Origin of the sequence: Dermatophilus congolensis (assembly GCF_900447215.1) — a bacterium.
Taxonomy (GTDB): Bacteria; Actinomycetota; Actinomycetes; order Actinomycetales; family Dermatophilaceae; genus Dermatophilus; species Dermatophilus congolensis_A.
In genome coordinates this window covers 1,763,558-1,790,160 of sequence record NZ_UFYA01000001.1, presented here as the reverse complement: position 1 = coordinate 1,790,160, position 26,603 = coordinate 1,763,558, and the positions used below count along the sequence as shown (strand labels likewise).

Sequence of the window (26,603 nt, the reverse complement as noted above, 5' to 3'; positions counted from 1 at the left end):
CCTCACACCGCAAGAAAGGAGCGAACCATGTCACTACGCATCACCCAAAACGCAATGAACCGCACCCAAATGATGGGCCTGAACACCAGCCTGTCTCGCCTGCAAGGAACCCAAGAACAACTCACCACCGGCAAACGCCTCAACCGCCCCTCCGACGACCCCGTCGGCACCGTCCAAGCCCTACGCTTCCGCTCCGAACAAAGCCAACTCGCCCAATTCGGCGCCAACATCACCGACGGTCTCTCCCGCCTCTCCGCTGGCGACGACGCCCTCTCCCAAACCCTGAGCATGGTGCAAAAAATCCGCTCCACCACCGTCTCCGCGCTCAACGGAGTCAACGGCGACGCCCAGCGCAAAGCCTTCGCCTCATCAATCCGCGAACTACGCGTGGGCATCCTCCAACAAGCCAACTCCCAATACGCAGGCCAACCCCTCTTCGGCGGAACCACCCCCTTAGACAACGCCTTCGACGCCAACGGCACCTACCAAGGCAACACCCTGCCCGTCCTACGCCAAGTCTCCGACTCACCCGGCGACGCCGGACAAATGAACGTCGGCATCAGCGGATCCGACGCCTTTGGCACAGCCCTCGTTAAAGGCAGCGGCGCCCTCGACAAACTCGCCGACGCCATCGAAGCAGGCGACAACGCCGGCATCCAAGCCGGGCTCACCGCTGTCGAAGGACTCAACGACAGCATCCTCAACGTCCAAACCAGCGTCGGCGTACGCGTCAACCGCCTCCAAAGCCTCGAAAACCTCAACGGCCGCATGGACGACTCCTCCAAAATCTCCCTCTCCAAAGTCGAAGACACCGACTTCATCAAAGCCGCCATGGACCTATCCATCCAATCCAACGCCTACCAAGCAGCCCTGTCCGCCTCAGCAAAAATCATCCAACCCTCCCTCATGGATTTCCTCCGCTAACCACACCCCACCCCAGGGCGCCACGGCCACACCGCGGCGCCCTGCCTCATGCACCACCCACCGCCGCACGGACGCGGCCCCACCACCGCCACCGGTGCACCGGAAAGGACTCCAGCATGGGCACCTACGATCACCTACCCAAAGAACAACGCCACCTCGCCCACGACATCGACACCATCATGGGCCCCATCCTGCGCGGCCTGACCGGCACCCCCAACACACTCCCACGCCACACCGAAACCATCCCACGCCACTACCGCATCGTCGTGGCCACCGACTGGCACGCCGCCACCGTCCCCTACCTCATCCTCCACGCCTTCACCCGCATCGTCCCACCACAAGCCCCCATCGACCTCGTCTTCACCCTGCCTCACACCCCAACCCGCCGCGACCACACCGCAGCCCGACTGCTCCTGCAATCCCTCGCACCCAACACTCCCCACGCCGGCATCCTCATCGAATCCTTCGACACCACCGCCACCAAACACGCCATCGCCTCCATCATCCCCACCGGCGACCCCGAACTACTCTTACGCGACCTCGCCCTAGCCATCACCGCCTGCCACGAACTGACCCTCACCTGCACCGACCCCGCCACCCTTGACGCCAACCCCGCCCCACCCGACGGCCCCAACCCCTTACTTCGTCGCCGCCTCAACGCCTACACCCCCACCACCAACATCCCCTAACCACCCGCCACCGGTCGCGCCCACCCAACCAACCCCACCGGCCGCGTTACTGTTTTTCACACACCACGCCACCAACGGCACCGGTGCACCCAACGCGACCCAAGGAGAGCCATGCCGGGCACCCTCGACCGCAACGCCAAAATCTACATCGCTGGCCACCGCGGCCTCGTCGGCTCCGCACTCTGGCGCCACTTCCACGACCAAGGATTCACCAACCTCATCGGCGCCACCTCCACCGAACTAGACCTCCGCGACGCACACGCCACCCACACCTTCATCCACCGCGAGAAACCAGACGTCATCATCGACGCCGCAGCCAAAGTCGGCGGCATCCTCGCCAACTCCACCTACCCAGCCGAATTCCTCTCAGACAACCAACGCATCCAACTCAATCTCATGGACGCCGCCGCCACCGCCGGCGTCGAAAAATTCCTCTTCCTCGGCTCATCCTGCATCTATCCCAAACATGCAGAACAGCCCATCCGCGAAGACTCCCTGCTCACCGGACCACTAGAAGAAACCAACATCGCCTACGCCATCGCCAAAATCAGCGGCATCATCGCCATCCAATCCCACCGCACCCAATACGGCCGCCACTGGATCAGCGCCATGCCCACCAACCTCTACGGCCCCGGCGACAACTTCGACCCCCAAAACAGCCACGTCCTACCAGCCATGATCCGCCGCTTCCACGAAGCCAAAGAAAACGGCACCGACACCGTCACCATCTGGGGAACAGGCACCCCCCGACGCGAATTCCTCCACGTCGACGACCTCGCCGCAGCCTGCCTCACCCTCCTGGAAAACTACGACAACCCAGCCCCCATCAACATCGGCACCGGCGAAGACATCACCATCGCCGACCTAGCCCACCTCGTCGCCGACATCGTCGGATTCACCGGAACCATCACACTCGACCCCACAAAACCCGACGGCACCCCCCGCAAACTCCTAGACGTCACCAACATGAAAAAACTCGGCTGGCAGCCCCGCATCAGCCTGCGCGAAGGCATCACCGACGCCTACAACTGGTACAAAAACAACACCACTGACGCCCGCGGCGCGAACGTCGCCGACCACACCACCCACTCTTAACCACCGGACAATGCATGTGTGAGGGTGGCGCCCACACCGGGCGCCACCCTCACACATGCACGTAAGTGATACCAATCAGAAAGGAACCACCACACCAAGAGCACCATCGCCGTACCCATCGACACTTAACGTGAAGTCTGCGCGCTTGCCCAACCCACGCAGCATCTTCGCCGCATTCGTCGGAATCACCATCCCCGGCTGAAACACCTGAGACAACTTCAAGTGATCCTCCGGATCACCCACGTTGAACAACGACGAGAAGATGTTCATCACCTCGTAAAAGTTGTCGTACAACGCAGCAGGCAACTCATCGTTCTCAATAGCGGTATCTGCCCCTGCTTTAGGAACAAGACCAAGCGCGGCACCAGCACGAGCAGCCAACGGAAGATCCGCCGCTACCAGTGCTTTCACATTCTGATCTGTATCGACGTAGAGCCCTACACAGCAAGCACGTCGAGCCGTAGGCACAACGGGCTTGTCCAAAGGGAGCATGCTGACATCCCGACCAAGCAACGACTCAAACAAGTCCTTGATCGGTTTGGGGTCGGGTATCGCGATCGGCATATCAGATCAGCCGAAAACCGGCGCAAGTGCCTCAGAGAACATGTCAGCAGTGAACGGCTTGGCGATGAGGAACAAAGCTCCGGAAGCAGAAGCTTGCTCACGCATCGCATCGGACCCTTCAGAGGTTACGAACCCAAAGTTCACATTGTTTCCCTCAGCACGAAGAGCCTGAAGAAACTCAATCCCGCTCATGTTTGGCATGTTCCAGTCAGACAAAACCAGATCGGGAGACTCAGACTTCACCTTGGCCAAACCCTCAGCGCCATCCTCGCACTCGATGATCTCGGCAGAGTCATACCCAGCCTGGCGAAGTGTGCGGACCACGATCATGCGCATTGCTCGGCTGTCGTCGGCGACTACGACCTTCACAAGTAACTCGCTTCCTACTGCCCAGAAGGCAGTGAATCAAAAACCGGTAGCAGAACCACTCCCGGCGTTAAAGGGCTGAAAGATAGATAGTGCGAGAGAGTAGGAACGCGCCTCACTTGGCCTGCCGGTTCCATACCGTCACAGAAACGCGGCCATCTCCACATGCAAAGCCCTGGGAGAGAATGGTCTCCCCGCCAATAACTTTCATCGTGGGGGGCTCGCCCTGGGCAACGACCGGCAACGACAGCGTGCTGGGTTCAGGCAACAAAGACTTAATGTTGCCGCCAATCATGTTGGTGAGTTCACCGACGGCGTCGGTGACATCACCCATGGAGACCTCATCGAGGCCCATCATGAACATCGTCGCTCCGGCAAGCTTGGCGGTGTCGACAGTCATTTCAAGGGCAATGAGGCAGTCGCTAGCGCCGGTGACCCCAACGGATCCGGCGATGGCCTGGCCTTTAACGCCCTCGGTTTCGCCGATAGGTTCGATGTCGAGTCCGAGCATTGAGCTCCAGACCTCTTGGACGATCGCGGCGACGTCGTCGCTCAACAGTTGCATTCTCGGTCCTTCGGTGAGTCTCGGGGTTCGCCCTCCGAGCGGGTGGTCTCGAGGATCTGCCGAGGCGGGAAGCATTGCCGCGTCGGCGAAACCCCGTCGTGTCTCGAGCCCATGAGTGTGGACACACGCCATATCGGCGGTGTCGCAACGGACTTGAGGGATCACGTTCTAAGGGTCAGGTTCGATCTGCCTGTATTGGCAGCATTTTCGGTGCAACAACATATACAGCGAATACAACCGAGGCATATATACGGGGAGAGAGGGTGCGGAAACGCTGCAGCAATGCCGCCGCAAACCCGAGTCAGACACGTTGGTGGTGAACGTGGCTCAGGTCGGTGTCGCCGGGGCCGATGAGCAGAGCGGTTCCCATTGACCACCCCCGAGGAGACTGCCGATGGAAGGCATGGAGGAGATCGTCCAAGAATTCTTGGTCGAATCCCACGAGAACCTGGATCAGCTGGACCAGGACTTGCTCGCGTTGGAGCAGGATCCGACGTCGCGCGATCTGCTGTCCAGCATCTTCCGGACGCTGCACACAATTAAGGGCACAGCAGGATTCCTTGCGTTGCACACGCTGGAAAAAGTCGCACACGCCGGTGAGTCGCTGCTGAGCAAGCTGCGCGACGGCGAGATGACGCTCAACCCCGCAATGACAACCGTGTTGCTAGAGATGGTCGACGCGGTGCGTGCCCTGCTGGAAAAAATCGAAAACGAAGGCAGTGAAGGTACCGAGGAGTACCACGAACTGCGAGCCAAGCTCCACGCCATTTTGGATGGCCAAGATGCCCAGGCAGTCGTCGATGCAGCTAAAGCGGGCACATTGGCGATGGGGGAGCAGGCAACAGCCCCGGCAGCCGCAACTGAAGCATCTGCCGACGCAGCCGCCGGTGCAGCTGAAGCTGAAGTGGCAGTCGCGGTTGCGGTAGCAACAGCAACCTCCACCCCTGCAGGCTCAGATACAGCACCACCAGCGGCAGAGGTACCTGCGCAACCGGAACAACCACCGGCAGAAGAAAACCTCTCTGTCACCCAAGCAGCCGCAGTGACAGCTGCCCAAGACGCAGCCAAAGCAGCAGCCGAGGCTCAAGCCCAGGCTGCCGCCGATGCCCAAACTCCCCAAACAACAGCTCCAGAGGCAGAAAAGCCGGCGCCAAAGGTTAAGAAACCCGACGAGAACAAACGCTCCGTAGCCGACAGCTCCATCCGTGTTGACGTGGACCTGCTGGACAGCCTCGTCAACCTCGTCGGCGAGCTCGTTCTGGCCCGTAACCAAGCTATCCAGCACGCTGCCCGATCTGATGACCCAGAGCTCGTCCGATCAATGCACCAGCTTTCGCTCGTGGCTAGCGAGGTGCAAGAAGGCGTCATGAAGACGCGTATGCAGCCCATCGACCATGTGTGGCGCACCTTCCCCCGCGTTGTCCGCGACCTAGCGACCTCCCTAGGCCGCCAGATCCGGGTGGATTTCGAAGGTAAAGAAACCGAGCTCGACAAGACGATCCTCGAGGCCATCAAAGACCCACTGACGCACCTGGTGCGTAACTCCTGTGACCACGGCATCGAGCCACCAGACGTACGCCAATCCCGAGGCAAAGACCCCGAAGGTGTACTGACGATGCGGGCCTACCACGAAGGTGGCCAGGTCAACATTGAAATCATCGATGACGGTGCCGGTATCAACGTCGAGAAAGTCAAAGCCAAAGCTGTTGAAAAGGGCCTGATCACCCGCGACGACGCGGAGAAAATGTCTGACCGCGACGCCAATCACCTCATCTTCCGCCCCGGTTTCTCCACCGCCGATAAGGTCTCGAACGTCTCTGGACGTGGCGTCGGTATGGATGTGGTCAAAACCAACATCGAAAAAATCGGCGGCACTATCGATGTCACCAGCACATTCGGTGAAGGCACCACCACCCGAATCAAAATTCCCCTGACCCTGGCCATTATCCCGGCTCTCCTTGTGCGAGGACAGGACAACATGTTCGCCATCCCGCAGGTCAACCTGCTGGAACTGGTGCGTTTGGATGCTGCACAGGCTGCCGAGCGCCTTGAAACAATTCAGGGCACCCCGGTCTACCGCCTACGCGGCGATCTGCTCCCGCTGGTGTATCTGCGCGAACAACTCAACATAGAGCCCAGCGAATCAGACACCACATTCATCGCTGTTCTTCGCGCCGACCAGCAACGCTTCGGCCTCGTTGTTGACGACATCGAAGACACCGAAGAAATCGTGGTCAAACCACTGGGCAAGCAGATGCGCGGCATCGACCTGTATTCAGGGGCCACGCTAATGGGTGATGGCCGGGTCGCGTTGATTCTGGACACGATGGCCTTAGCGAACGCTTCGGGCATGATTTCCGAAGGTTCAGAGTTCAACAGTGCTCTGGAAGAAGCCCGCGCCAGAGATGCAAAGGATTCCGCCAGCCTGCTGGTGGTGCGCCTCTCCACGGGACGTCGAGTTGCATTGCCGCTGAAGGTAGTCGAGCGACTCGAGGAGTTCCCCATCTCTCGCATCGAAACAGTTGGCCAGAACCAAGTAGTCCAGTATCGCGGTGTCATCCTGCCGCTACTGCGCCTAGCCGACGACTACGGCAGCTACGACCAAGTCGACGCAGACAAACCTCTACAGGTCGTCGTGTGCCAGTACCACGGGCAACTGTTCGGCTTCGTCGTCGACCAAGTACTCGACATCGTCGAAGACGAACTGGCCATCCGCACCCACCTTGACACCGGCGGCAACCTCGGATCGGCCGTCGTTGACGAGCACGTCACCGAGCTACTCAACATCGACACCGCCCTGGCCGGGATGGTCGCCCCCGAACCAGACGATCTCGGCGCCTACGCAGGAGGCTTCTGATGAGCAACCAATACTGCACATTCCGCCTCGGCGGTCACCTCTTCGGTATCCCCGTCGACACGGTCAAAGAAGTGCTCCGCGAGCAACAACTCACCCGCGTCCCCCTGGCCCCTAAAGAAGTCTCAGGCCTGATCAACCTACGCGGACAGATTGTGATCACGGTCGACCTACGCGAACGCATGGGGCTACCGCCACGCGAACCAGGTGAGGAAACCACCAACGTGGTAGTCCGCACCGCCGACGACACAGTGACGAGCATGCTGGTCGACAAGATCGGCGACGTCTTAGAGCCAGACGTCGACCGCTTCGAGCCTCCGCCAGACACCGTCCCAGCCCGCCTCCGTGAGCTGGTGACAAGGGTATGCAAGCTCGATCGGGAATTGATGCTCGTTCTCGACACAGAAAAAGCAGTCGAGAAAGAGCCGGTCACGGCGTGATCTGCCTTCGCTGGTTGCCCCCACCCAGGGCAACCAGCCACCTGGCGCACCGCGCCACCCTCCTAGCCGACAAACCGCTGAACGCGGTACCCCCTAGACCGGAAGCGGTCTCTGCACCCCGAGGACCAGCATGCGAGCTCTTGTGATCGACGACTCACGTGCGATGAGGACCATCCTCACGCGCACGATGGACAACCTCGGATTCGAGGTGGAAGCAGTCGGTGATGGTCAGCAAGCCATTGACGCGATGACGCGCGGGCCACTGCCAGATGTGTGCCTGATCGACTGGAATATGCCTGTGATGAACGGGCTGGAGTTCATCGTCGAGGTTCGCAAGAACCGGGACTGGCGTGACGTTACTCTCATGATGGTCACGACCGAGGCCGAACAAGCCAACATTGTTCGAGCGCTCGCCGCTGGTGCGCACGAGTATGTGATCAAGCCCTTCACCGCGGACGTCATTGAGGGCAAGTTGGCGATGCTGGGGCTCGTGTGATGAGTGCCCCCATTAAAGTGCTGGTCACAGATGACTCAGTGGTGTTGCGGCGTCTCATCACGGACGTGTTGAAAACCGATAACGAGATCGAAGTTGTTGGTACAGCCGTTAACGGTAAGAACGCGCTTGAGAAATTACCGATCCTAAAACCGGACATCATGACATTGGATGTTGAGATGCCCGTGATGGATGGTTTGCAAACTCTCGTCGAAGTGCGCAAGCGGGATGCAAAAATCCCAATCATCATGTTCTCCACACTGACTGCGCGTGGTGCTGGTGCCACTCTGGATGCTCTAGAGCGAGGCGCCAGTGACTATGTGGCCAAACCGGCGAATGTTGGATCCGTCTCCGAGTCGATGGAAGCGGTTCGTAGCGAACTGATCCCCAAGATCAAGTCGCTTACCGGGCGGGCCCCCCGGGCCTTACCTACGGCTCGTCCTGCATTCGGGGCAGGTGCTCCGCCAGAGGCGGGCCCCCCGAACCGCGGTATTTTCGGTGGTCGTCCCCCGGCTAGCGCGGGAGTTCCCGGTGCTGCGCAAGGAGCCGCGCCTGTTGACCTGAGTGCGGTAAAGCCCACGGGAGTTGTCGATGTGGTTGCGATCGGTATTTCTACCGGTGGCCCAGACGCATTGACCCGCGTTATATCGACTTTGCCAGGCAATTTTCCGGTCCCGATTGTCGTGACCCAGCACATGCCGCCCGTTTTCACCGAATTATTCGCCCAACGTCTTGATACGCGTAGCAAACTGCGGGTAGTTGAGGCTAAACAAGGTGAACGCCTCGAACCAGGCAAGGTACTGATCGCTCCTGGCGACTGGCATATGCGAATAAAGAAAACTGCTGCCGGTGCCGTTGCGGAACTTGACCAAGGCCCGCAAGAAAACTATTGCCGCCCCGCTGTAGATCCAATGTTCCGCTCTATTGCCGAGTCATATAAGGGCAACGTATTGGCCGTGATCATGACAGGTATGGGGCATGACGGTTACCGCGGAGCAGAACCCATCCTCGCTGCAGGTGGGCAACTGATCGTTCAGGACGAGGCCACTTCCGTGGTCTGGGGCATGCCTGGCGCAGCTGTTGCCGCCGGTCTGCCACTCCAGCAGTACTCCCTCGACAAATTGGCCGAGGCGATCATGACCCGCGTTAATGCGGGCCGTGGCGCCGCTGCCGCCCGGCCAAGGAGCTGACTCATGGCACTTAACGGAAATGACCTTGACTTCATCGCGACTGTGGTGCGAGAACGCTCAGCCATCGTGCTGGACCGCAGTAAGGAATACCTCATTGAGTCGCGGCTGCAGACCCTGGCGCGCAGTCGAGGAGATGCCTCCGTCGACGACTTGATCCGTAAGTTGCGCAGCGCACCGAAAGGGCCGCTGCGTGACGAAGTGATCGAGGCGATGACCACGAACGAAACCTCGTTCTTCCGCGACGGACACCCCTTCATGGCGCTGCAGAACCAGATTCTGCCGGAGCTGATCGTCTCCCGAGGGCGCGAGCGCACGTTGAACATTTGGTGCGCGGCTTCCAGCTCGGGGCAGGAGCCGTACACGATTGCAATGCTGATCCAGGAGTTGATTGGGGCTGACCCGTCGTGGCGGGTGCGGCTGCTGGCCACCGACATCGATACGCAGATGCTTAAACGTACTCGTGATGGCATCTACAACCAGTTTGAGGTCAACCGTGGTCTGCCGGCGCCGCTTCTGGTGCGTTACTTCGCTCGGCACGGTATGCAGTACCAGGTCGACTCGCGGCTGCGGGCAATGGTGGAGACAAAGTTCTTGAACTTGTCTGAGCCGTTGCCGCCCATGCCCTCGATGGACATCATCTTTCTGCGAAACGTGCTCATCTACTTCGACGTGGATATGAAGCGGCAAATCCTCCAGGGAGCGCGGAAAATCATCAAACCAGATGGGTACCTGTTCCTTGGTGGTGCTGAGACCACGATGAATATCGATAACTCGTGGAAGCGCGAAATGATCGGCCGCGCCACGGTGTACCGACCCGACTAAACACATCCTCGTGAGGGAGCAGTGTTGTGGAGCCGGTTGCCGTTGTAGGCGACCGGCTCCACGTTGTACCGCGTAGAGGTGTGGGACCGGTTGCTTGATGGGCAGATCCGTTGCTGCCTCAGGGTCAAGGAGACACCAAATGGTGGGTCGAATCGGTTAAGGAAAACCCCAGCCACAGCCGATCAGTAGAGCGACCACTCGTGGCGATGTGCGGGCTGCCCCTGCGCTTCGTCACCGGATTTCTTTGGGGGTATGCGGATGAACGATTTCATCGGCGACGTGACCGTGCGGACGTTGAGTCAGGCAATGTCGGGCCTGGCAGCGAGGCAGCGCACGATTTCGGACAACCTCGCCAACGTCGATACCCCCGGATTCCTTGCTGGGAAAGTCGACTTCGAAGCCAGCCTGCGGCAAGCCCTCGCCGACGGTGAAGACCCCCGCCTGACCGAGATAGCCACCGCTCGCAGCCTTGAACCGACACGCGCTAACGGCTCGAACGTCAATCTCGATGAAGAAACTCTGGCCGGGCAAGAAACCGTTTTGCACACCCAGCTGATCGCCCAAGCGCTCACCAACAAATTCAACGGAATCAAGAACGCTATTGGTCAGTGAAACGGCCGATAAGACTCCAGGCCCGTGGAGCCGCGCCAGCTCACGGATTCGATGAAGGGAGACGCACATGAGCATGTTCGATTCGATGAACATCGCAGCGTCAGGGTTGTCAACGAACCGTAAATGGATTGACGCGGTTTCAGACAACATCGCGGGGATGAACAACATCACCTCCACAAATGAATCCGCTTTCCAGGAGCGCTTCATCGTTGCCAGGGCCGCCAGCTACGGCGAACCCAAAGGGACCTACGTGGCCGGAAACATGTGGGGCGATCCCAACGGTCGGCTCATCTCGATGCCGAACCACCCCCTGGCTGATGCCAACGGCCTAGTCCGTGTACCTGACATTGATCTATCTGACCAAATGGCCTCACTGATGATGGCTCAACGCGCCTACCAGGCCAACGCCTCGGTGGCTGAACGAGCAAAGACCACATACGAAGCAGCGATCGGAATCGGCAAATGAGTATTGCTCCCATCCCTCCATCTGTCGGCTTCGGTGTGACGCCAGGATTCGGGATCAACCCGGCCTACGGCGTCTCTGCCACGCTTCCGGCCACGCCAAGCGCCTTGCGCGACCCCGACTCAGTAGCTGGCCCTTCTTTCGGTCAAATGCTCGCCCAGAAAATCGACCAGCTGAACACGATGCACCTGCGCACCGACGAGCTGGCCCGCGCCGCAGCCACCGGTGACCTTAAAGACGTACACGAGTACACCATCGCCGCGGCTGAGGCAGGCGTGGCCACGCAGCTTGCTGTTGCCGTGCGCAATAAGGGCCTTGAAGCGTTCAACGAGATCATGCGGATGCAGCTGTGAAGAACGAAAAAATCCAACACATCGTCACCCGCGTCAAGGGGACGTTCAACGACTTCACTCGCGGCCAGAAAGCCGTAACGATCATTGCCACTCTCGTTGCGATAGCTGGAGCCGTAGTTTTCTTCATGTGGGTGAGCAAACCCACCATGGTGCCGCTTTACACCACTCCTGTCAGTGACACAGACGCTGCCGCTATCCAGAGCAAACTGACTTCCGCAGGTGTGAAATACACGCTCAGTGGGAACACTTTCGAAGTGCCGCAAGACCAACGCGACAAAGTACGTCTCGACCTTGCAGCTGAAAACCTGCCGAGCAAAACGGACGCCTCACAAGGCTATGGTTTGGTCGAAAAAGCGCCAGTCACCGCCTCTGACGAGCAGCAGCGCATTCTTATCCAACGCGCCACCGAAGGTGAACTGGCTGCAGCGATCCAAAAAATTGACACGGTCCAAGAGGCAACAGTTCACCTTGCACTGCCCAAAGAAGACGTTTTCGTTCGGCAGAAAACTAACCCCACCGCCTCAGTGTTGGTGACGCCCAAACCAAACGAGACTGTTTCTGCCTCACAAGTTGAGTCGATCGTGCACTTGGTGTCGGCGTCTGTGCCGAAGCTGACCCCAGGCAACGTGACCGTTACTGACTCACAAGGCCGTCTGTTGTCAGCCGAAGGAACCCTCAGTGCCAGCGCTGGCGAAGCCCGACTAGCCCAACAGCAAGCCACGAGCATGGCATTGCAAACCAAAATCCAAACAATGTTGGACAAGGCCGTCGGTGTGGGGAACTCCACGACCACCGTCAACACCGACATGAACTACGACAACTCCAAGGTCGAAACAAACGAATACCTCCAGCCCAAGCCCGGCGCACCAGCGTTGCAAAACGACAACTCCCGCGAAACCTTGACCGGTTCGGGACAGACTCCCATCGGGGGAGTGCTTGGCCCAGACAACATCCCCGTCCCCAACGGGAATGCCGGCAATAGTCGCCAAAACTGGGAGAAGACCACCACTAAAGAGGTCCAGCCGTACGGCACCCGCCGTACCCTCACCGACCAAGCTACCGGCGGGGTCAGCAGGCTCAATGTGGCGGTCATGCTCGATCAGCGCACCACCGGGGCTATCAACCAGCAACAGATTCAGCAGCTGGTGGCCACCGCAGCAGGCATCAACCCCCAACGCGGTGATGTCATCACCGTCTCAAAGGTGCCTTTCGATCAGACCGCAGCGCAGGCTCAAGCCCAGGCCGATGCCGCAGCTGCAGAGCAGAAACGTATGGACGATCTGTGGGCGCTGGCCAAGAACATCGGTCTGCTGTTGCTCCTGTTGCTCGCCTTGCTGATTGGGTTCCTGTCCACCCGCACCCGCAAACGCGAGGTGGAGATCGAGGAGTCTGAAAGCATCGACACTCCTACGCTGCCCGAGCTGCCCGGAGGCCGTGGCGCGATGGGCGAGCTGGAAGGAAACCCGGCGGCGTACGACCTCGACGGCGACGAACTTCCTGTGGTCGAAGCTACGCCGGTGGATCCGCAATCGATTGCGCGGGCCGCCGCACGCGAAGAGATCTCTGGTCTCGTCGAGGACAGTCCCGAAGAAGTTGCCCGCTTGTTGCGCGGGTGGATGGCAGAACGGAAGTAGCCCCTCATGAGTACCGCGCAATTGTCCGGTCTGCGTAAGGCCGCGATCCTCCTCGTACAGCTCGGTAAAGAACACTCCGCTGAGATTCTTAAACAGCTCCGTGAGCCAGAAGTGGAGGCATTAACCGCTGAAATCGCTCGTCTAGAAAACGTGGACGTCGACACATTGGACGGTGTGCTCGAAGAGTTTCAGCAGCTCGCCAAGGCCCGTAAGTATTACGTGCAGGGAGGTGTTTCGTTCGCTGAAGAGGTTCTCGTCGCCACGATGGGGCAAGACAAAGCGAACGAGGTGATGCAGCGTCTGTCTGCCTCGATGGTGGAGATGCCGTTCGAGTTCTTGCGGCGAGTTGAGCCCAAAGTGTTGCTGACCTACTTGGCCGACGAACACCCGCAGACGATCGCCTTGGTCATTGCCTACCTTCCTGCTGATCAAGCCGCCATTGTCTTGTCTGGGTTGCTGCCAGAAACACAGGCTGAAGTGGCACACCGGTTGGCCATCATGGACCGCACCAGTCCGGAGATCGTTAAGCAGGTGGAGTCTCACCTGGAACGGCGTCTATCGACGGTGGTGCAGGCCGCTGACTCCACCACCGTTGGTGGCCTTAAGCCACTGGTTGACATCATCAACCAGTCCGACCGCACTACCGAACGGATGATCCTCGACGGCCTAGAGAAACGCGACCTCGACCTAGCCGAAGAGGTCCGGGCACACATGTTCATGTTCGAGGACATCACTGGCTTGGACGACCGCGCCATCCAGGTAGTGCTGCGCAAGGTCGAGTCCAAGGATCTTGCTGTGGCGTTGAAAGGTGTGCGTGAAGACGTGCGCGAGAAAATCACCCGCAACATGTCCGAGCGGGCTGCCTTGTCGTTGGCCGATGAGATATCGATCCTGGGACCAGTGCGACTCAAACAGGTCGAGGAAGCTCAGGCCGTGGTGATCCGCCAGATCCGCATGCTGGAAGAAGCCGGCGAGATCGTGGTGGCACGTGGCGGAGGGGACGAGTTCGTTGCCTAAGCCGAACCGACGAAGCTCGGCAGCGCTGGTTGGTCGGCGCAGCGGATTCGTGCTGCGCGGTAAAGAAGCCGAAGAAAACACCCGCCGCGCAGTGATCTCTTCAGACTTAGTGATGAGCCCGTTCGCTGGTGTTGACTATGCCGACCCGCGCCTGACTGACCCGCACATGCATAAGCTCGTGGAAGAGGCCCGTGAAGAGGGCCGACGCCGCGGCTATGAAGAAGGACATACTCAAGGGTTCGAGGATGGCCGGGTCGCTGGGCTAGAGATGATGGCCGGCGAGATCACCAAGATGAAAACAGCTGCCGAAGCCGAAGCAGAAGCCAACCGCACCAGACTCAAAGAATTCCACGCCGCGGTAGAGAACGCAGTACAGAATGCTCTGGACTATCAGATGCCGATGGTGGAAGAGCTACGAGGACTCGTCGCTGACTTAGCAGTCGATATCGCTGAAGAACTCGTAGGACATCATTTGGCAGTGGGGGAGTGCGCCGCGGTGGATCAGGTGCAGCGAGCCCTCGCTTCGATTCCGCGAGACGTCGATGTGACATTACGAGTCAACCCGCAGGACCTGGAATTGGTGGCCAACTACGCCGGATCTGTCTCACAAGAACGGCGAGTGCGAGCTATTGCTGATGACACGATTGCTCATGGCGATGTCGTAGCAACAGCGCGCAACCTTGAAGTGACAGTGACGTTGGCCGACGCGGTTGCGGCGGTACGGAAGGTGCTGCATCCGTGAACCTTGATGTCCCAGCGCGTGAAAGCGAACGTTCCTACCTACTTGATCGGGGCGTCTACGCAGACTTGCGGGCACAGATGCTGCGCGCCACTGCTCCGGTCGCGCACGGCACCGTGGTCAGTGCGGTGGGGTTATCTATCGACGTGGCCGGGCTCCAACTAGCGGTAGGGGAGGCCGTGCGGATCCTCGGGGACGATGGCCCGATCATGGCCGAAGTTGTGGCTTTACACGAGGGATACGCCTCCTGCATGCCGATTTCGGATTTGCGTGGGGTGCGAGCAGGCAACCCAGCTATCGCCACCGGTGGCGCGCTGGAAGTGCCCGTCGGCCCAGGGATGCTAGGGCGGGTAGTAGATGCGTTAGGGCGCCCTATGGATGGTGGGCCGCCGCTGAGTGATGTCACCCTCGTCACCACCGAAGGAAGCCCACCGCCGGCCATGGACCGGGAACGGATCGGCACCCCGATGCCCTTAGGGGTGCGCGCAATGGACACGTTGATCCCATGCGGTAAAGGACAACGTTTAGGCATTTTCGCTGGATCAGGTGTGGGAAAGTCCTCGCTGCTGTCGATGATTGTTCGGGGCTCTTCAGCGCCAGTGTGTGTACTGGCCTTGGTGGGCGAGCGCGGCCGTGAAGTCAGAGAGTTCGTTGAAGGTGACCTCGGCCCCGAAGGTTTGGCGCGGTCGGTGGTTGTGGTGGCTACCTCTGATGAACCTGCGCTGGTGCGTTTGCGTGCCGCCTCCACTGCCACCCGTATCGCCGAGTGGTTCCGGGATCAAGGCCAGGACGTCATCCTGTGTATGGATTCGGTGACGCGTGTAGCGATGGCTCAGCGCGAAGTCGGGCTGGCATCCGGGGAACCACCCGCCACCCGCGGATACCCCCCGAGTGTTTTTGGGATCATGCCCAAATTGCTGGAGCGGGCCGGAATGGCAGCCACCGGGTCTATCACGGGCTTGTACACGGTTCTTGTTGACGGTGATGACCTCAACGACCCCATCGCCGACAATGTGCGTTCCATTCTCGATGGGCACATCGTCTTGTCCCGCAAACTCGCTACTCAAGGACATTTCCCCGCAATTGACGTGCTGGAGTCCATCTCTCGTGCCAATAAAGCCCTCACTACCCGTGAACAGCGTGAAGCTGCCACAACCGTCCGTAAGCTCATGGCCGCGCAGCGAGATGCTAAAGACCTCATCGATATCGGTGCCTATGTCAAAGGCACTAACCCACTCGTCGATAAAGCTCTCGAACTAGCCCCAGAGATCTCTTCTTTCCTTGTGCAGGACATGGAAGACCTCACCCCCTACGACCAGTCCTGGGCGCAACTGTCCGCGATCGCCGCGAAATAACTCACCACCCCTGGCGCCCTTACCTCCATCGAAGCCCAACCTGTGAGTTCTTTGTGAACTCAAGGGTGTTCCCTTAAAGCAGGGAACTACAGCAGGCGAGCCAACGCACCTGCGGCAGACATTGGAGGACACATGAAAAACACGCACGCCCGCGCTCTGGCAGCAGTAAGCGCCATGTCGTTAGCACTATCTGTGACAACAGGAACCACAAGCGCTTGGGCCAACCGCCTCCACCACGGAACCACAGCCGCCAGCCCCGCACCGATCGCCACCCACACCTGGTCACACCTGGCCGGTCCCACCTCCAAAGCCCAACTTCAGGCAGCCCTGACCACCGCCGGTGTCGAGAAAAAACGTATCGACGTGCTCCTGAAGCACGCCGACCAATTCACCGCAGCAATCCACCCAGTCAAGCTCAGCGGCACATTCATACCACTGCCCTTCACAAAGAAATACGACGTCTACGACCTCCAAGAAAAATGGAACAAAAAACACCCCAACTTCCACGGATACAACTGCCGCATCACGGCCTACTCACTCATGGGGCCACACATCACCGTCGGAAAAAACCCAGCACCCACACCCGCCCACCCCGACCTATTCCTTGACGAAGAGTCCCTTAAAACTGACCCCTCAGCACTCATCGGCGGACAAAACATCAACGCCTTCAAAAACATCTTCACCACCATCCCCACCACCCACACAACCTCAACAAAAACCCACGTCGAAACCGTGCAAGCAGCCTGGAAAAAACGCGGCGTCACCTTCACCGGAAACACCAAAGCCCGCCTCATCTCAGTGTTCCAGCACAACAACATCGACAAAGACGACCTGTTCATCGGACACACAGGCGTGGCCTTTCCCCAAAACGACGGTCGTGTCCTGTTCGTCGAAAAACTCGCCTTCCAAGAGCCCTACGTCACCACCATGTTCGCCAACCGAACCGAACTAGCCAACTACCTGTTCAAGCAGTACGACCTCAACAACCCCGACCTTGGACTGGCCAAACCCATCATCATGGAAAACGACAAACTCATGGAAGGCGCCCCCAGCGCCGCATAAGCACCCCAACTCTTTCCTCTCACAAAAGGCCTCGTCGCACCCACCGTGCACGAGGCCTTTTCTTCGCACCACCCAACCCCAACAAGCACCTCACAAGCACCACCAACCGCGCCGATAAGAGCGCAGACACCCCACCACCAACAGCACCCACCGCAGGAGGTGACATGCCCAAATTCACCACCCCATACGACACCCTCCTGCGCGTACGGCGCATCGAAGAAGACAAAGCCAAAGCCGCCCTCGCCGCCGCCAACGCCGAACACCGCGCCGCCCTCGCACGCCTAGACTCCACCCGCCAAGCCCACCGCGACGCCATGAACAAATCACATGGTGAGACCGACATCAACGGATTCATGCGCGAAGCACTCCACGGCCAACGCCTTGCCCAATCCATCATGTGGGCCAGCTACGAAGCCGAAAAAGCAGACACAACAAGACAAACCGCCCTCGGTCACGTCACCAAAGCCTCACAACGCACCCAAGGCCTCGAACGCCTCGTCGAACGCGCCAAAGAAGAACGCTTCGAACGAATGCTTGCCGCCGACCAACAGGTAGCCGAAGAGAGTACTGCAGGGGTCCGTGCCCGCAAGGCCGCCGCCGAGGCAGCACGCCGCGCCGCACAAACCCAACACCACCCAGAAACACCGCACGACACACACGAGCAGCACACGAGGGGAGCATGATGGCCGTCGAGGTGAGCGGAATCACCGCAGCACAGGCACGAGTCGCCCAGCTGAACAGCATGTTCGGCCAGTCAAACATGCCCGCCCCTACCACCGGCACCGCCTTCTCCACCTCCATGGACAACGCCCTGGAGGCAATCAAAAAACCCGCCAACACTGCTACCGCCCTGCCCATCACCGGCTCTGCAGAAATCGATGCCAAAAACAGGGCAGCAGCCACCGTCGAACGCCCCTTCATCTACAACCCCTCCGCCCGCGAAGCTGCCCTCAAAAGCGACGCCAAAGACGTCTTCGCCAAAGCCGCCGCAGCAGCCCGCGGCGAAACCCCCACCACCGGCGCCGTCACCGACACCCCCGTCAACATGGACGGCAGCACCAAAGCCGACAAACTCATCGCCACCGCCAAGAAATACCTAGGCATCCCCTACAAATGGGGCGGAACCAACCCCAACGTCGGCCTCGACTGCTCCGGCCTGGTCCAACTCGTCTACAAACAACACGGCATCAAACTGCCCCGCGTCGCTGCCGACCAACAACGCATCGGCACCAAAATCGACAGCATCAAAGACGCCCGACCCGGCGACCTCGTCTACTTCGGCGACCCCGCCCACCACGTCGGCATCTACGTCGGCAACGGCAAAATGCTCCACGCCCCCCACACCGGCGACGTCGTCAAAATCTCCAAACTCCACAAAGACCTCTCCACCATCCGCCGAGTCCTACCCAACGACGCCTGGACACCTCCGGTCACCACCCTCAAAGCAGCACGCACCGAAACCCTCGCTGCCCCACGCTCCGTCGCCGGCGTCCTAGCCCAAGCCCCCGCCGCATACCAAAAACTCTTCCTCGCCGCTGAGGACAAATACGGAGTCTCCGCCGACCTCCTTGCCGCCGTCGCCAAACAAGAAAGCAGCTTCAACCCCACAGTGGTCAGCCATGCTGGCGCACGCGGCCTCATGCAACTCATGCCCGGCACCGCCCGCGCATTGGGCGTCACCGACCCCTTCGACCCAGCCCAAGCCGTCGACGGCGCCGCACGCCTCCTACGCGACCACCTCAAAACCTTCAAAACAGTAGAACTCGCGCTCGCCGCCTACAACGCCGGCCCAGGAGCGGTCCGTAAATATCACGGCATTCCCCCCTATGCCGAAACCCAAAACTATGTCCGCAGGATCACCGCAAACCTCAAGGGAAGCAGAGCCTGATGAGCCGTCTGGAAATCTCGCCGGTGAACGCCGCTGAGGCCGCCCTCACCCGTTTACGTAAGTCATCCCGCGCCGGGATGGCCGCGCGCGACTCCCACGACCGTGCCTTCGGTGAAGCGCTCCGCAGCGCCACCGACACCCCCCGCCGAGTCTCTCGCGAAGCCCAAAATCGCACCTCCTCACCACTGGGCGTCAAGAACTCCGAGACCGACACCGGCCACGTTCACACTTCCCCACAGCCGAATGGGACCGAACAGCCCAATACCGTGCGCTCCACCCAACCTGTTCAGGCGCAGACTCCCACTGCATCTGAACACAACACGCTGCAGCAAGGGCTCAATAACGCCCAACAAACCCCGAATACGCCCACCGTCACCGGGAGAGTAGCAGCACTTCTACCGGGCACACCCGGTATTGAAGAACCAATGATTAGCATCGGCGCAGCCCCCCTCACCGGCGCTGACGCTCCCATCATGGCGTACACCTCACCGATTGCTGGTCCCGTGACCGGAGTGCTTCCTGGACTGTCTGAAGCTAACGGCGCAGCCACCACCGCTACACCCGCCATCACCGAAACCTCACCATCACCATCATCACCCACCACCTCCACCATGCCTGGCATCACTGGCACACAGGAGACGAACACCCCGATCAATGCCGCCCCCACAGCACCGGCGGCTACCCCCACCCTGCCAGTTACCACCCCCACCACCGACCAAACCACGCTGCCGGCCGTGGGCGCGCCTGAACAAGCAGCGTCCACACCACCTGTTCTTGACCCATCTGCCACAGCAACGCCTGCCACCAGCAACGACATCCCCGCCTTTGAAGAAGGCAACAACGCTGCACAGCTGCCCCCACAACCTGCTGCACCTAACAACCGTGACGCCTCAACACCGACATCCCCCCAGCAGCCAGTAACCCCGACACCCAACCAACCCACTAATGAACAACCTGAACTCCACGCCACACCCAACAGCCCAGACCTGACTGCGCCACAGCCCACACTCCCTGAACCCACCACACCTACCGCTGACCAGAACGTGCGCACCGCCGCGGAAACACACCCGCAAACCCCGCAAGGCACCCCCACAGCTACCGATATCTCCGTGCAAGCCAGCGAACTAGGTCTCCTTACACCCAACTCGCTGGGACAAACACCACCAGCACCCACCCCCACCCCAGCCCCGACCGAAGCCACCACCGAGGCCGCAACAACCCCCACAATCACCGCCCCACTAACCCACACCCCAGCCCCAGCGTCCACCTCGTTCCCCACGCCTACACCTCAACCAACGGCGCAAAACACCCCTGAACAAGGCACCCTCCCCAATAGCGCCGGGGCACAACAGCCACCAGTAGGAAACGAACTCACATCACCCTCCGTTGACACACCCGAAAACGTGGCCACTTCACCAGTGACCGGGCAACCCGCACCAGCCACGCCCGCCACACCAGCGCCAACCGACTCCACCCCCCACACCCCCACACCCACTGCGCCCCCGCCTGCCAACGAGGTCCCCACCGACCCAGCCATCACCCCCGGGGAAGACACCACCCGGCCCACCACACCACCTCCCCCCACCGAAGAGGTCCCTGCCCCACCAGCCAACGAACGCCCCACCCTGCCATCCCCGGCCCCACGGCCAGAGGACCCAACACCTGTTCCCGCACCGGAGCCCTCCCGCCCTGATTCCCGCCGCCCGGTGGCACCTCCATCTACCGCTGAACAGCAGCCTCTTGCGCCAACCAGCTCACGCCCACCCGCGGAAGCAGCCCCACCAGCATCACAACCCGCACCTGCCAACCAGGCAACCCCTGCACAGCAAACACAGGGGGTCTCAGTCACCACGCCCATCTCAGCGACCGTTCCCTCTGGTGGCACGCCCGCCCCCATGGTGAGCGCACCCGCCGTTCCGCTCTACCAGCAACTCGTCACCGGGGTGTCCCCGATGCTGCGCGGCGTTGACGGGCAATACGCCCTCATGCTGCAACTAACCCCCGTGAACCTCGGACACGTGCAACTACAAGTAAGCGTCAAATCCGGCCAGGTATCCATCCATGTCAAAGCAGTAGATGCCGCCACCGGACAACTCGTCGAAGAAAACCTCGACGACCTCAAACAAACCCTGGAACAACTCGGCGTGAAAACCGGAAGTATCGATGTCTCCACAGGCGAAAGCGGAGACACCGAAAGTTTCGAAGAAGCCCTCGGCACAGACAGCCAATGGCAAGACTCATCCACCGTCACCACCGGCAACGGACAAACCAACTCCGACACCGAACAGCTGCAACAGCCAGCCACCACCCCCACATCGAGCAGCAACGACCGCCTCAACCTTCGTCTCTAACTAACCCACCTCTCCTGTGGCGCCACACCACCATGTGCCGCCGCCCCCACCTCGCCCTAAACCCAGGAGAACACCATGACTGACGCATCTGCGATCAGCGGAACCACCACCACACCCACAACAACAACTGGCACAACAGGTGCCACCGGCACCAGCGGAAGCGCAGCTGCAGGCACCGCAACCGTTTCAAACACGGCCAGCGGCACAGTCGTCACCATCACTCAGCCTGACAGATCAAAATTTCAATATGTCATCCCCACGATGGGGTCTACCGTCGTTAAAAATCCTGACGGGACAACTCAGACCGTCTGGACTCCGACACCAGCCGACGGCATGTCTGATCTGGCGAAAAAAAACAACGCTAAGTACAACCAGACGCTCAATGCAGACGATTTTATGAAGCTGCTCGTGGCTCAGCTCCAGTACCAAGACCCATCGAAACCAGCGGACACCGCGCAGATGATGCAGCAGACTGCATCCATGTCGATGGTGGAGCGCATTAACGAGATGGCTGGCGCGGCAGAATCTATGACCAAGTCCAGCGAATCGCTCGCCGCGGCTAACAAAGATCTCATTGCATCTAACACAGCTATGACCCAACACCTGGGGTCCCTTCTTGCCCAGCAGTCACTTTCAGCCGCCATTGGCCTCATTGGACAGACTGTCACTTACACCAAAGGCACCGGTGACACGGCAACTACTGAACAGGGCACCGTTGAATCCGTAAAGATCGGGGCGGATGGGCCGATTCTTAAAGTGAACGGGACAGACGTCCCGGTCGACTCAATCACAGCGGTCGCGCGTGGCACTGCCACGCAGGCCTGACATACAGCCTCTTCACCAGTAGCGGGTAACCACACTGACTCGCGAACCAATCCGCATCATGGATGACGCGGAACCTCCCCGGTCACGGATGACCACACCTTTTGGGAGTACGCAACGCACCGGCCCCTCCACCGGCACGTAAGCCACCTGGCACCTGCGTACAGCCTGATACGGCGGCGATCCCGCCGAGCGAAACCCCCGACGGCAGATCCCGTCTTACCGCTAAAAAACACATGTCGCTTACCCCAGCCCCCATATTGAGGGTGAGCAGGAGGATTCCCACTCATGATTCGTTCAATGTGGTCCGCCGTCTCCGGCCTTCGCAACCACCAGATCTACCTCGACGTCACTGGTAACAACATCGCCAACGTCAACACCCACGGCTACAAATACCAACGCGCTGTATTCGAGGACAGCCTTAACCAGGTTGTTCGCAATGCTGCCGCACCAGATGAAGCTAACGGTACGGGCGGATTGAACCCGACTCAGATCGGTCTTGGAGTTCGGCTGGGGCAGATTTCTGGAAACTTCACTCAAGGTGGCTTACAAGTAACCAACGTTCCCACCGACGTTGCTATCCAGGGCGATGGATTCTTTGTAGTGGAGAAAGGGACATCTAAGTTCTATACGCGTAACGGTGCCTTTTCGCTAGATCAAAACGGTAACCTCACCACAAGCGACGGTAGTTTCGTTAAAGGTGTTATGGCAGGTGCTCCCGCAGCGACAGCGCCAGGTACTGCTCCCACTCTGGACCCCACGAAAGCCGCTGACAATATCGTTATCGATACAACCAAGTGGCGAAACTTCCAGATCTCTCCTAACGGTATGATCAGCGGTGTGCCGGTAGCTAGCACAGATGGAAAAATTCAGGTTATCGGTCAGATCTCCTTAACTAAGTTCAATAACCCGGCAGGTCTTGACCGTGTTGGTGGAACCATGTTCAAAGAGACGCTGAACTCTGGTGTGCCACAGTTCCACGCACCCAACGATGCCGCTAATGGCATGGGTTTTGTGACCTCCGGTACGTTGGAGCTGTCCAACGTCGACTTGGCTGGTGAATTCACCAACCTGATCATGGCCCAGCGCGGCTTCCAAGCGAACTCGAAAGTTGTCACCGCCTCCGATGAGGTACTCCAAGACCTCATCAACATGAAGCGCTAATCCGCTGACTAAGTGACTCGCCACCTCGTGCCGCCCCTTCTTTCTCTGGATAGGGCGGCACGAGGTGAGCAGCATAAGCGCTATCAGCGCACCCATTAGCTCTTCACTAACCGAGAGGCCGGCATGTTCCGCTCTTACGACGTGGCCGCTAGCGCGCTGCGCTACCACCAGCAGTACCTCGATGTCGTCGGTAACAACATCGCCAACGTCAACTCCGACGGATTCAAAGGCAGCCAGTTCGTTTTCGATGAGGTGCTCAACCAACTCGTCGACGGCACCAAAATCGCCCCACCACGCCCCCAACCTCAAGGGGCCATCAACGCAGCCATGGCTGGGCTTGGCGTGACACGTCGCGCTATTCCCGGCGACTTCGCCCAAGGCGCCTTCAAAATCACGAACCAAGCCACCGACTTCGGTATCCAGGGCGAAGGCTACTTCGTTCTTCAATCAGCTAAAGGCCCGGTCTATACCCGCAACGGCAACTTTACTTTTGACTCGACCGGCACCCTCGTTGCTGGTGACGGCAAAAAAGTCCTTGGCACTGACAACCGTCCCCTCCAGGTGCCTGCCCAATACCAAAACACGCCCTTCTTCATGAATGCCTCCGGACAACTAGTCGTGCGCAACGGTGATCCTGGTGGCGTTGTTATCGGTCAGATGAAACTAGCCCGATTCACTAACCAGCAAGGCCTGCTCCGCGAAGGAAACACCGAATTCAGCGCCACCGCCGCATCCGGCGCCCCCATCGAAGGAGCACCAGGAACCAATGGGCTTGGCCAAGCAATTTCCGGTGTCACCGAGATCAGCAACATTCAGCTCGCTGACCAGTTCACCAACCTGATCATGGCCCAACGTGGCTTCCAAGCGAACGCCAAAGTCCTCACCACCACTGACGAAATGGCCGACCGCATCAACCAAATGCAATGACATAAAAGTCAATTAGGTACCTGAATAAGCGGGTGGCTGAGTTGCCCTTCACCAAGGCACCCATCCACCCGCTTACAGCGAACCTGCGTATCTACAGGCTTCTTGTCTTAATCACCCCGCTCACCTGCGCGAATCGCTGCCGCAATCCGATTGCTGCTGTGCTCAACTCCGCCCACCCAGCGTCGATAAGCAACTGTCGGCCAAGGACCGGACGACGAAACACAACCAGGGACGGGACCCCATGATCATCTGCACGAGACGGAACGGGACAAGCTTCGCGCTCAACCCCGACCTCATCGAGCGCATCGAAGCCACACCAGACACCGTCATCACGCTCGTCAGCGGCACCAAATACGTCGTCGCCGAACCCGTCGAAGACCTTGTCCACGCCGTACGCGACTTCCGCGCCTCCGTCCTGATCGCCACAAACACGCCGCCGTCGCCCGACGTTCCCCGTCACACACGGCTCCGATCCGTCTCGAACCCGGAGAGCTAAACATGGATCCGATCACAATGATCATGGTGGGGCTCACCTTCGTGGGCGTCATCGGAACAATGCTCCTCGACGGTGTCCACGTCACTGTCCTCATCCAGCCTGCCGCACTCATGCTCATCTTCGTCGGCACCTTCGGTGCCGCCTCGGCAGGCATGACCAAAGCCGACCTCGCTGAAATTCCTCGCGGATTCAAACGCGCCTTCCTCAGCAAAGCCCCCGACGCTTCCGGACTCGTTGACGTCATCGTCAAAATGGCCGACCGCGCCCGCCGTGAAGGGCTCCTCGCCCTCGAAGACATGGCAAAAGAAATTGAGGATCCCCTCCTCAAAGAAGGCATCCAAATGACCGTCGACGGCTCCGACGCCGACGAAATCGCCGAAATCCTCGAAATGCGCGTCACCGCCAAAAAAGAACAAGACAAAGTCGGTGCCGCGTTTTTCGAAGGCCAAGGCGGATACGCCCCCACCCTCGGTGTTGTCGGCGCCGTCATCGGCCTCATCCACGCACTCGGAAACCTTGACCAAGTCGACAAACTCGGCGAAATGATTGGTGCAGCCTTCGTCGCCACCCTCTGGGGTGTCCTCATCGGTAACGCCGTGTGGTTGCCCATGGCCGCCAAGCTCAAACGACTCTCCGCCCTCGAAGTCAAAGGCATGGAGATGATCATCGAAGGTGTCCTCGCCGTACAAGCCGGAACATCCCCCCGCGTTGTAGAACAAAAACTGCGCTCAGCGCTGCCCAGCGGTGGAAAAGACACCGGTAAAGGCAAGGAAGCGAAGGCAGCATAATGGCGCGGAAAAAGAAACACGAAGAGCACGAAGAACACGCCAACCACGAACGATGGATGCTCTCCTACGCAGACATTCTCACCCTCCTGCTTGCCCTCTTCATCGTCATGTTCGCAATCTCTAAAGTGGACCAGCAGAAACTGCAAACCTTCGCCGAAGGAACCGCCCAAGCATTCGGACAAGCAAACCTTGCCATGCAAGGAAAAAGCGGAAACCTCGACGGGCGTGACGGGATCCTAGAAAATCAGAAACCTGGTCAAGAAACAAAAGTCCCCGACAACGAAGCAGCCCAGCCCTCACCGCTGAGCCAATCGGCCCTCCAACGTGAACAAGCCGCAGCTCAAGCCGCAGCAAAAGAAAAAGAATCCCTCAAACAACTCCAAATCAAAATCGCTTCTCAACTCAAACAAGCTGGCCTAGCCAACGCTGCCAAATTTGAAATCAACGAGCGCGGACTCGTAGTCAACATTGTCACCGACAAAGTGCTTTTCGATACCGGTAAAGCATACCTGCGACCTGCAGGAAAGAAAGTCATCGACACCGTCGCGCCCATCCTCAAAGGCATCCCCAACTACATCGCCATCGAAGGACACACCGACAACGTCCCCCTCAACACTGCTAGCCGCTCAAACTGGGAACTATCCACCGACCGTGCCGCAGCAGTGCTGCGCACCCTCGTCACCGACGGAATCCCAGCCTCTAAAGTCTCCGCATCTGGGTACGCCGATCAGCGCCCCATCGCTAGCAACAAAGACGACGCAGGCCGCGCCATGAACCGACGCGTAGCCGTAGTGATTCTTCCCACCGTGCCACTGAACAATTCCGCCGCAGCCAGCAACGCCGTCCAACAACCACCAGCGGGAACGGCAGCGAACACGCCATCAAACAAAGTCGGCCCATAAGCCGCACTAACCACACAACCGTCAGCAG

Annotated in this window: 28 protein-coding genes; 25 read left to right on the top strand and 3 right to left on the bottom strand. The window is 59.5% G+C overall.

Annotated elements, in window-relative coordinates; genetic code table 11:
• Positions 1 to 27: 27 nt before the first annotated feature.
• The 3 genes from flgL to DXZ77_RS07910 all read left to right on the top strand — a co-directional run bounded on the left by flgL (position 28) and on the right by DXZ77_RS07910 (position 2,708).
• Positions 28 to 924 (top strand): flagellar hook-associated protein FlgL, encoded by an 897-nt coding sequence (gene flgL, locus DXZ77_RS07920; RefSeq protein ID WP_115031206.1) that lies wholly within the window; start codon positions 28 to 30, stop codon positions 922 to 924.
• 116 nt (positions 925 to 1,040) lie between these two features.
• Complete coding sequence (locus DXZ77_RS07915) at positions 1,041 to 1,613, top strand: hypothetical protein (protein ID WP_115031204.1); 573 nt, start codon at positions 1,041 to 1,043, stop codon at positions 1,611 to 1,613.
• A 111-nt stretch (positions 1,614 to 1,724) separates the two neighbouring features.
• On the top strand, positions 1,725 to 2,708 hold the full coding sequence (locus DXZ77_RS07910; protein ID WP_115031202.1) for a GDP-L-fucose synthase family protein: 984 nt from the start codon (positions 1,725 to 1,727) through the stop codon (positions 2,706 to 2,708).
• Positions 2,709 to 2,783: 75 nt separating this feature from the next.
• On the opposite strand, the gene DXZ77_RS07905 is transcribed toward DXZ77_RS07910, so the two are convergent.
• From DXZ77_RS07905 to DXZ77_RS07895, 3 genes are all read right to left on the bottom strand, one after another.
• The gene (locus tag DXZ77_RS07905; RefSeq protein ID WP_115031200.1) at positions 2,784 to 3,272 is read right to left on the bottom strand and encodes a hypothetical protein; all 489 of its coding nucleotides are present in this window, start codon (positions 3,270 to 3,272) and stop codon (positions 2,784 to 2,786) included.
• A 6-nt stretch (positions 3,273 to 3,278) separates the two neighbouring features.
• Positions 3,279 to 3,641 (bottom strand): response regulator, encoded by a 363-nt coding sequence (locus DXZ77_RS07900; protein ID WP_028326752.1) that lies wholly within the window; start codon positions 3,639 to 3,641, stop codon positions 3,279 to 3,281.
• Positions 3,642 to 3,753: 112 nt separating this feature from the next.
• The gene (locus tag DXZ77_RS07895) at positions 3,754 to 4,203 is read right to left on the bottom strand and encodes a chemotaxis protein CheX (RefSeq protein ID WP_115031199.1); all 450 of its coding nucleotides are present in this window, start codon (positions 4,201 to 4,203) and stop codon (positions 3,754 to 3,756) included.
• A gap of 394 nt (positions 4,204 to 4,597) precedes the next feature.
• Here DXZ77_RS07895 and DXZ77_RS07890 point away from each other — a divergent pair, with 394 nt between their 5' ends.
• From DXZ77_RS07890 to DXZ77_RS07785, 22 genes are all read left to right on the top strand, one after another.
• Entirely contained in the window at positions 4,598 to 7,060 is a 2,463-nt protein-coding gene (locus DXZ77_RS07890) for a chemotaxis protein CheW (protein ID WP_115031197.1), read from the top strand.
• Positions 7,060 to 7,497, top strand: coding sequence for a chemotaxis protein CheW (locus DXZ77_RS07885; protein WP_115031195.1), 438 nt, complete (start codon positions 7,060 to 7,062; stop codon positions 7,495 to 7,497). The genes DXZ77_RS07890 and DXZ77_RS07885 overlap by 1 nt, the downstream gene beginning before the upstream one ends.
• Before the next feature lie 130 nt (positions 7,498 to 7,627).
• The gene (locus DXZ77_RS07880) at positions 7,628 to 7,993 is read left to right on the top strand and encodes a response regulator (protein WP_028326748.1); all 366 of its coding nucleotides are present in this window, start codon (positions 7,628 to 7,630) and stop codon (positions 7,991 to 7,993) included.
• Entirely contained in the window at positions 7,993 to 9,180 is a 1,188-nt protein-coding gene (locus DXZ77_RS07875; RefSeq protein ID WP_115031192.1) for a protein-glutamate methylesterase/protein-glutamine glutaminase, read from the top strand. The genes DXZ77_RS07880 and DXZ77_RS07875 overlap by 1 nt, the downstream gene beginning before the upstream one ends.
• Positions 9,181 to 9,183: 3 nt before the next feature.
• Positions 9,184 to 10,002, top strand: a complete 819-nt coding sequence (locus tag DXZ77_RS07870) for a CheR family methyltransferase (protein ID WP_028326746.1) — start codon at positions 9,184 to 9,186, stop codon at positions 10,000 to 10,002.
• 258 nt (positions 10,003 to 10,260) lie between these two features.
• On the top strand, positions 10,261 to 10,614 hold the full coding sequence (locus DXZ77_RS07865) for a flagellar basal body rod protein FlgB (RefSeq protein ID WP_115031190.1): 354 nt from the start codon (positions 10,261 to 10,263) through the stop codon (positions 10,612 to 10,614).
• A gap of 67 nt (positions 10,615 to 10,681) precedes the next feature.
• Complete coding sequence (locus DXZ77_RS07860) at positions 10,682 to 11,080, top strand: flagellar basal body rod protein FlgC (RefSeq protein WP_028326744.1); 399 nt, start codon at positions 10,682 to 10,684, stop codon at positions 11,078 to 11,080.
• Positions 11,077 to 11,430, top strand: coding sequence for a flagellar hook-basal body complex protein FliE (fliE, locus tag DXZ77_RS07855; RefSeq protein ID WP_115031188.1), 354 nt, complete (start codon positions 11,077 to 11,079; stop codon positions 11,428 to 11,430). The genes DXZ77_RS07860 and fliE overlap by 4 nt, the downstream gene beginning before the upstream one ends.
• On the top strand, positions 11,427 to 13,064 hold the full coding sequence (fliF, locus tag DXZ77_RS07850) for a flagellar basal-body MS-ring/collar protein FliF (RefSeq protein ID WP_115031186.1): 1,638 nt from the start codon (positions 11,427 to 11,429) through the stop codon (positions 13,062 to 13,064). Before fliE ends, fliF begins: the two co-directional genes overlap by 4 nt.
• 6 nt (positions 13,065 to 13,070) lie before the next feature.
• Entirely contained in the window at positions 13,071 to 14,081 is a 1,011-nt protein-coding gene (fliG, locus tag DXZ77_RS07845; protein WP_115031184.1) for a flagellar motor switch protein FliG, read from the top strand.
• Entirely contained in the window at positions 14,074 to 14,823 is a 750-nt protein-coding gene (locus tag DXZ77_RS07840; protein WP_181816072.1) for a FliH/SctL family protein, read from the top strand. Before fliG ends, DXZ77_RS07840 begins: the two co-directional genes overlap by 8 nt.
• 77 nt (positions 14,824 to 14,900) lie before the next feature.
• Positions 14,901 to 16,175, top strand: coding sequence for a FliI/YscN family ATPase (locus tag DXZ77_RS07835; RefSeq protein ID WP_115032761.1), 1,275 nt, complete (start codon positions 14,901 to 14,903; stop codon positions 16,173 to 16,175).
• A gap of 132 nt (positions 16,176 to 16,307) precedes the next feature.
• Positions 16,308 to 17,237 (top strand): DUF4300 family protein, encoded by a 930-nt coding sequence (locus tag DXZ77_RS07830; protein WP_115031182.1) that lies wholly within the window; start codon positions 16,308 to 16,310, stop codon positions 17,235 to 17,237.
• Positions 17,238 to 17,401: 164 nt separating this feature from the next.
• Positions 17,402 to 17,920: a flagellar FliJ family protein gene (locus DXZ77_RS07825; protein ID WP_115031181.1), complete on the top strand. Its 519-nt coding sequence runs from the start codon at positions 17,402 to 17,404 to the stop codon at positions 17,918 to 17,920.
• Entirely contained in the window at positions 17,920 to 19,125 is a 1,206-nt protein-coding gene (locus DXZ77_RS07820; RefSeq protein WP_181816071.1) for a transglycosylase SLT domain-containing protein, read from the top strand. Before DXZ77_RS07825 ends, DXZ77_RS07820 begins: the two co-directional genes overlap by 1 nt.
• On the top strand, positions 19,125 to 21,476 hold the full coding sequence (locus tag DXZ77_RS07815; RefSeq protein WP_115031179.1) for a flagellar hook-length control protein FliK: 2,352 nt from the start codon (positions 19,125 to 19,127) through the stop codon (positions 21,474 to 21,476). Before DXZ77_RS07820 ends, DXZ77_RS07815 begins: the two co-directional genes overlap by 1 nt.
• A 75-nt stretch (positions 21,477 to 21,551) precedes the next feature.
• Positions 21,552 to 22,301 (top strand): flagellar hook assembly protein FlgD, encoded by a 750-nt coding sequence (locus DXZ77_RS07810; RefSeq protein ID WP_115031178.1) that lies wholly within the window; start codon positions 21,552 to 21,554, stop codon positions 22,299 to 22,301.
• Between the two features lie 285 nt (positions 22,302 to 22,586).
• Complete coding sequence (locus tag DXZ77_RS07805; protein ID WP_115031177.1) at positions 22,587 to 23,462, top strand: flagellar hook-basal body protein; 876 nt, start codon at positions 22,587 to 22,589, stop codon at positions 23,460 to 23,462.
• A 123-nt stretch (positions 23,463 to 23,585) separates the two neighbouring features.
• Positions 23,586 to 24,389, top strand: coding sequence for a flagellar hook-basal body protein (locus tag DXZ77_RS07800; RefSeq protein WP_115031176.1), 804 nt, complete (start codon positions 23,586 to 23,588; stop codon positions 24,387 to 24,389).
• A 241-nt stretch (positions 24,390 to 24,630) separates the two neighbouring features.
• Positions 24,631 to 24,885, top strand: a complete 255-nt coding sequence (locus tag DXZ77_RS07795) for a flagellar FlbD family protein (protein ID WP_115031175.1) — start codon at positions 24,631 to 24,633, stop codon at positions 24,883 to 24,885.
• Between the two features lie 2 nt (positions 24,886 to 24,887).
• Positions 24,888 to 25,673, top strand: coding sequence for a motility protein A (locus DXZ77_RS07790; RefSeq protein ID WP_028326733.1), 786 nt, complete (start codon positions 24,888 to 24,890; stop codon positions 25,671 to 25,673).
• Positions 25,673 to 26,575, top strand: a complete 903-nt coding sequence (locus DXZ77_RS07785) for an OmpA/MotB family protein (protein ID WP_115031174.1) — start codon at positions 25,673 to 25,675, stop codon at positions 26,573 to 26,575. Before DXZ77_RS07790 ends, DXZ77_RS07785 begins: the two co-directional genes overlap by 1 nt.
• Positions 26,576 to 26,603: the final 28 nt, after the last annotated feature.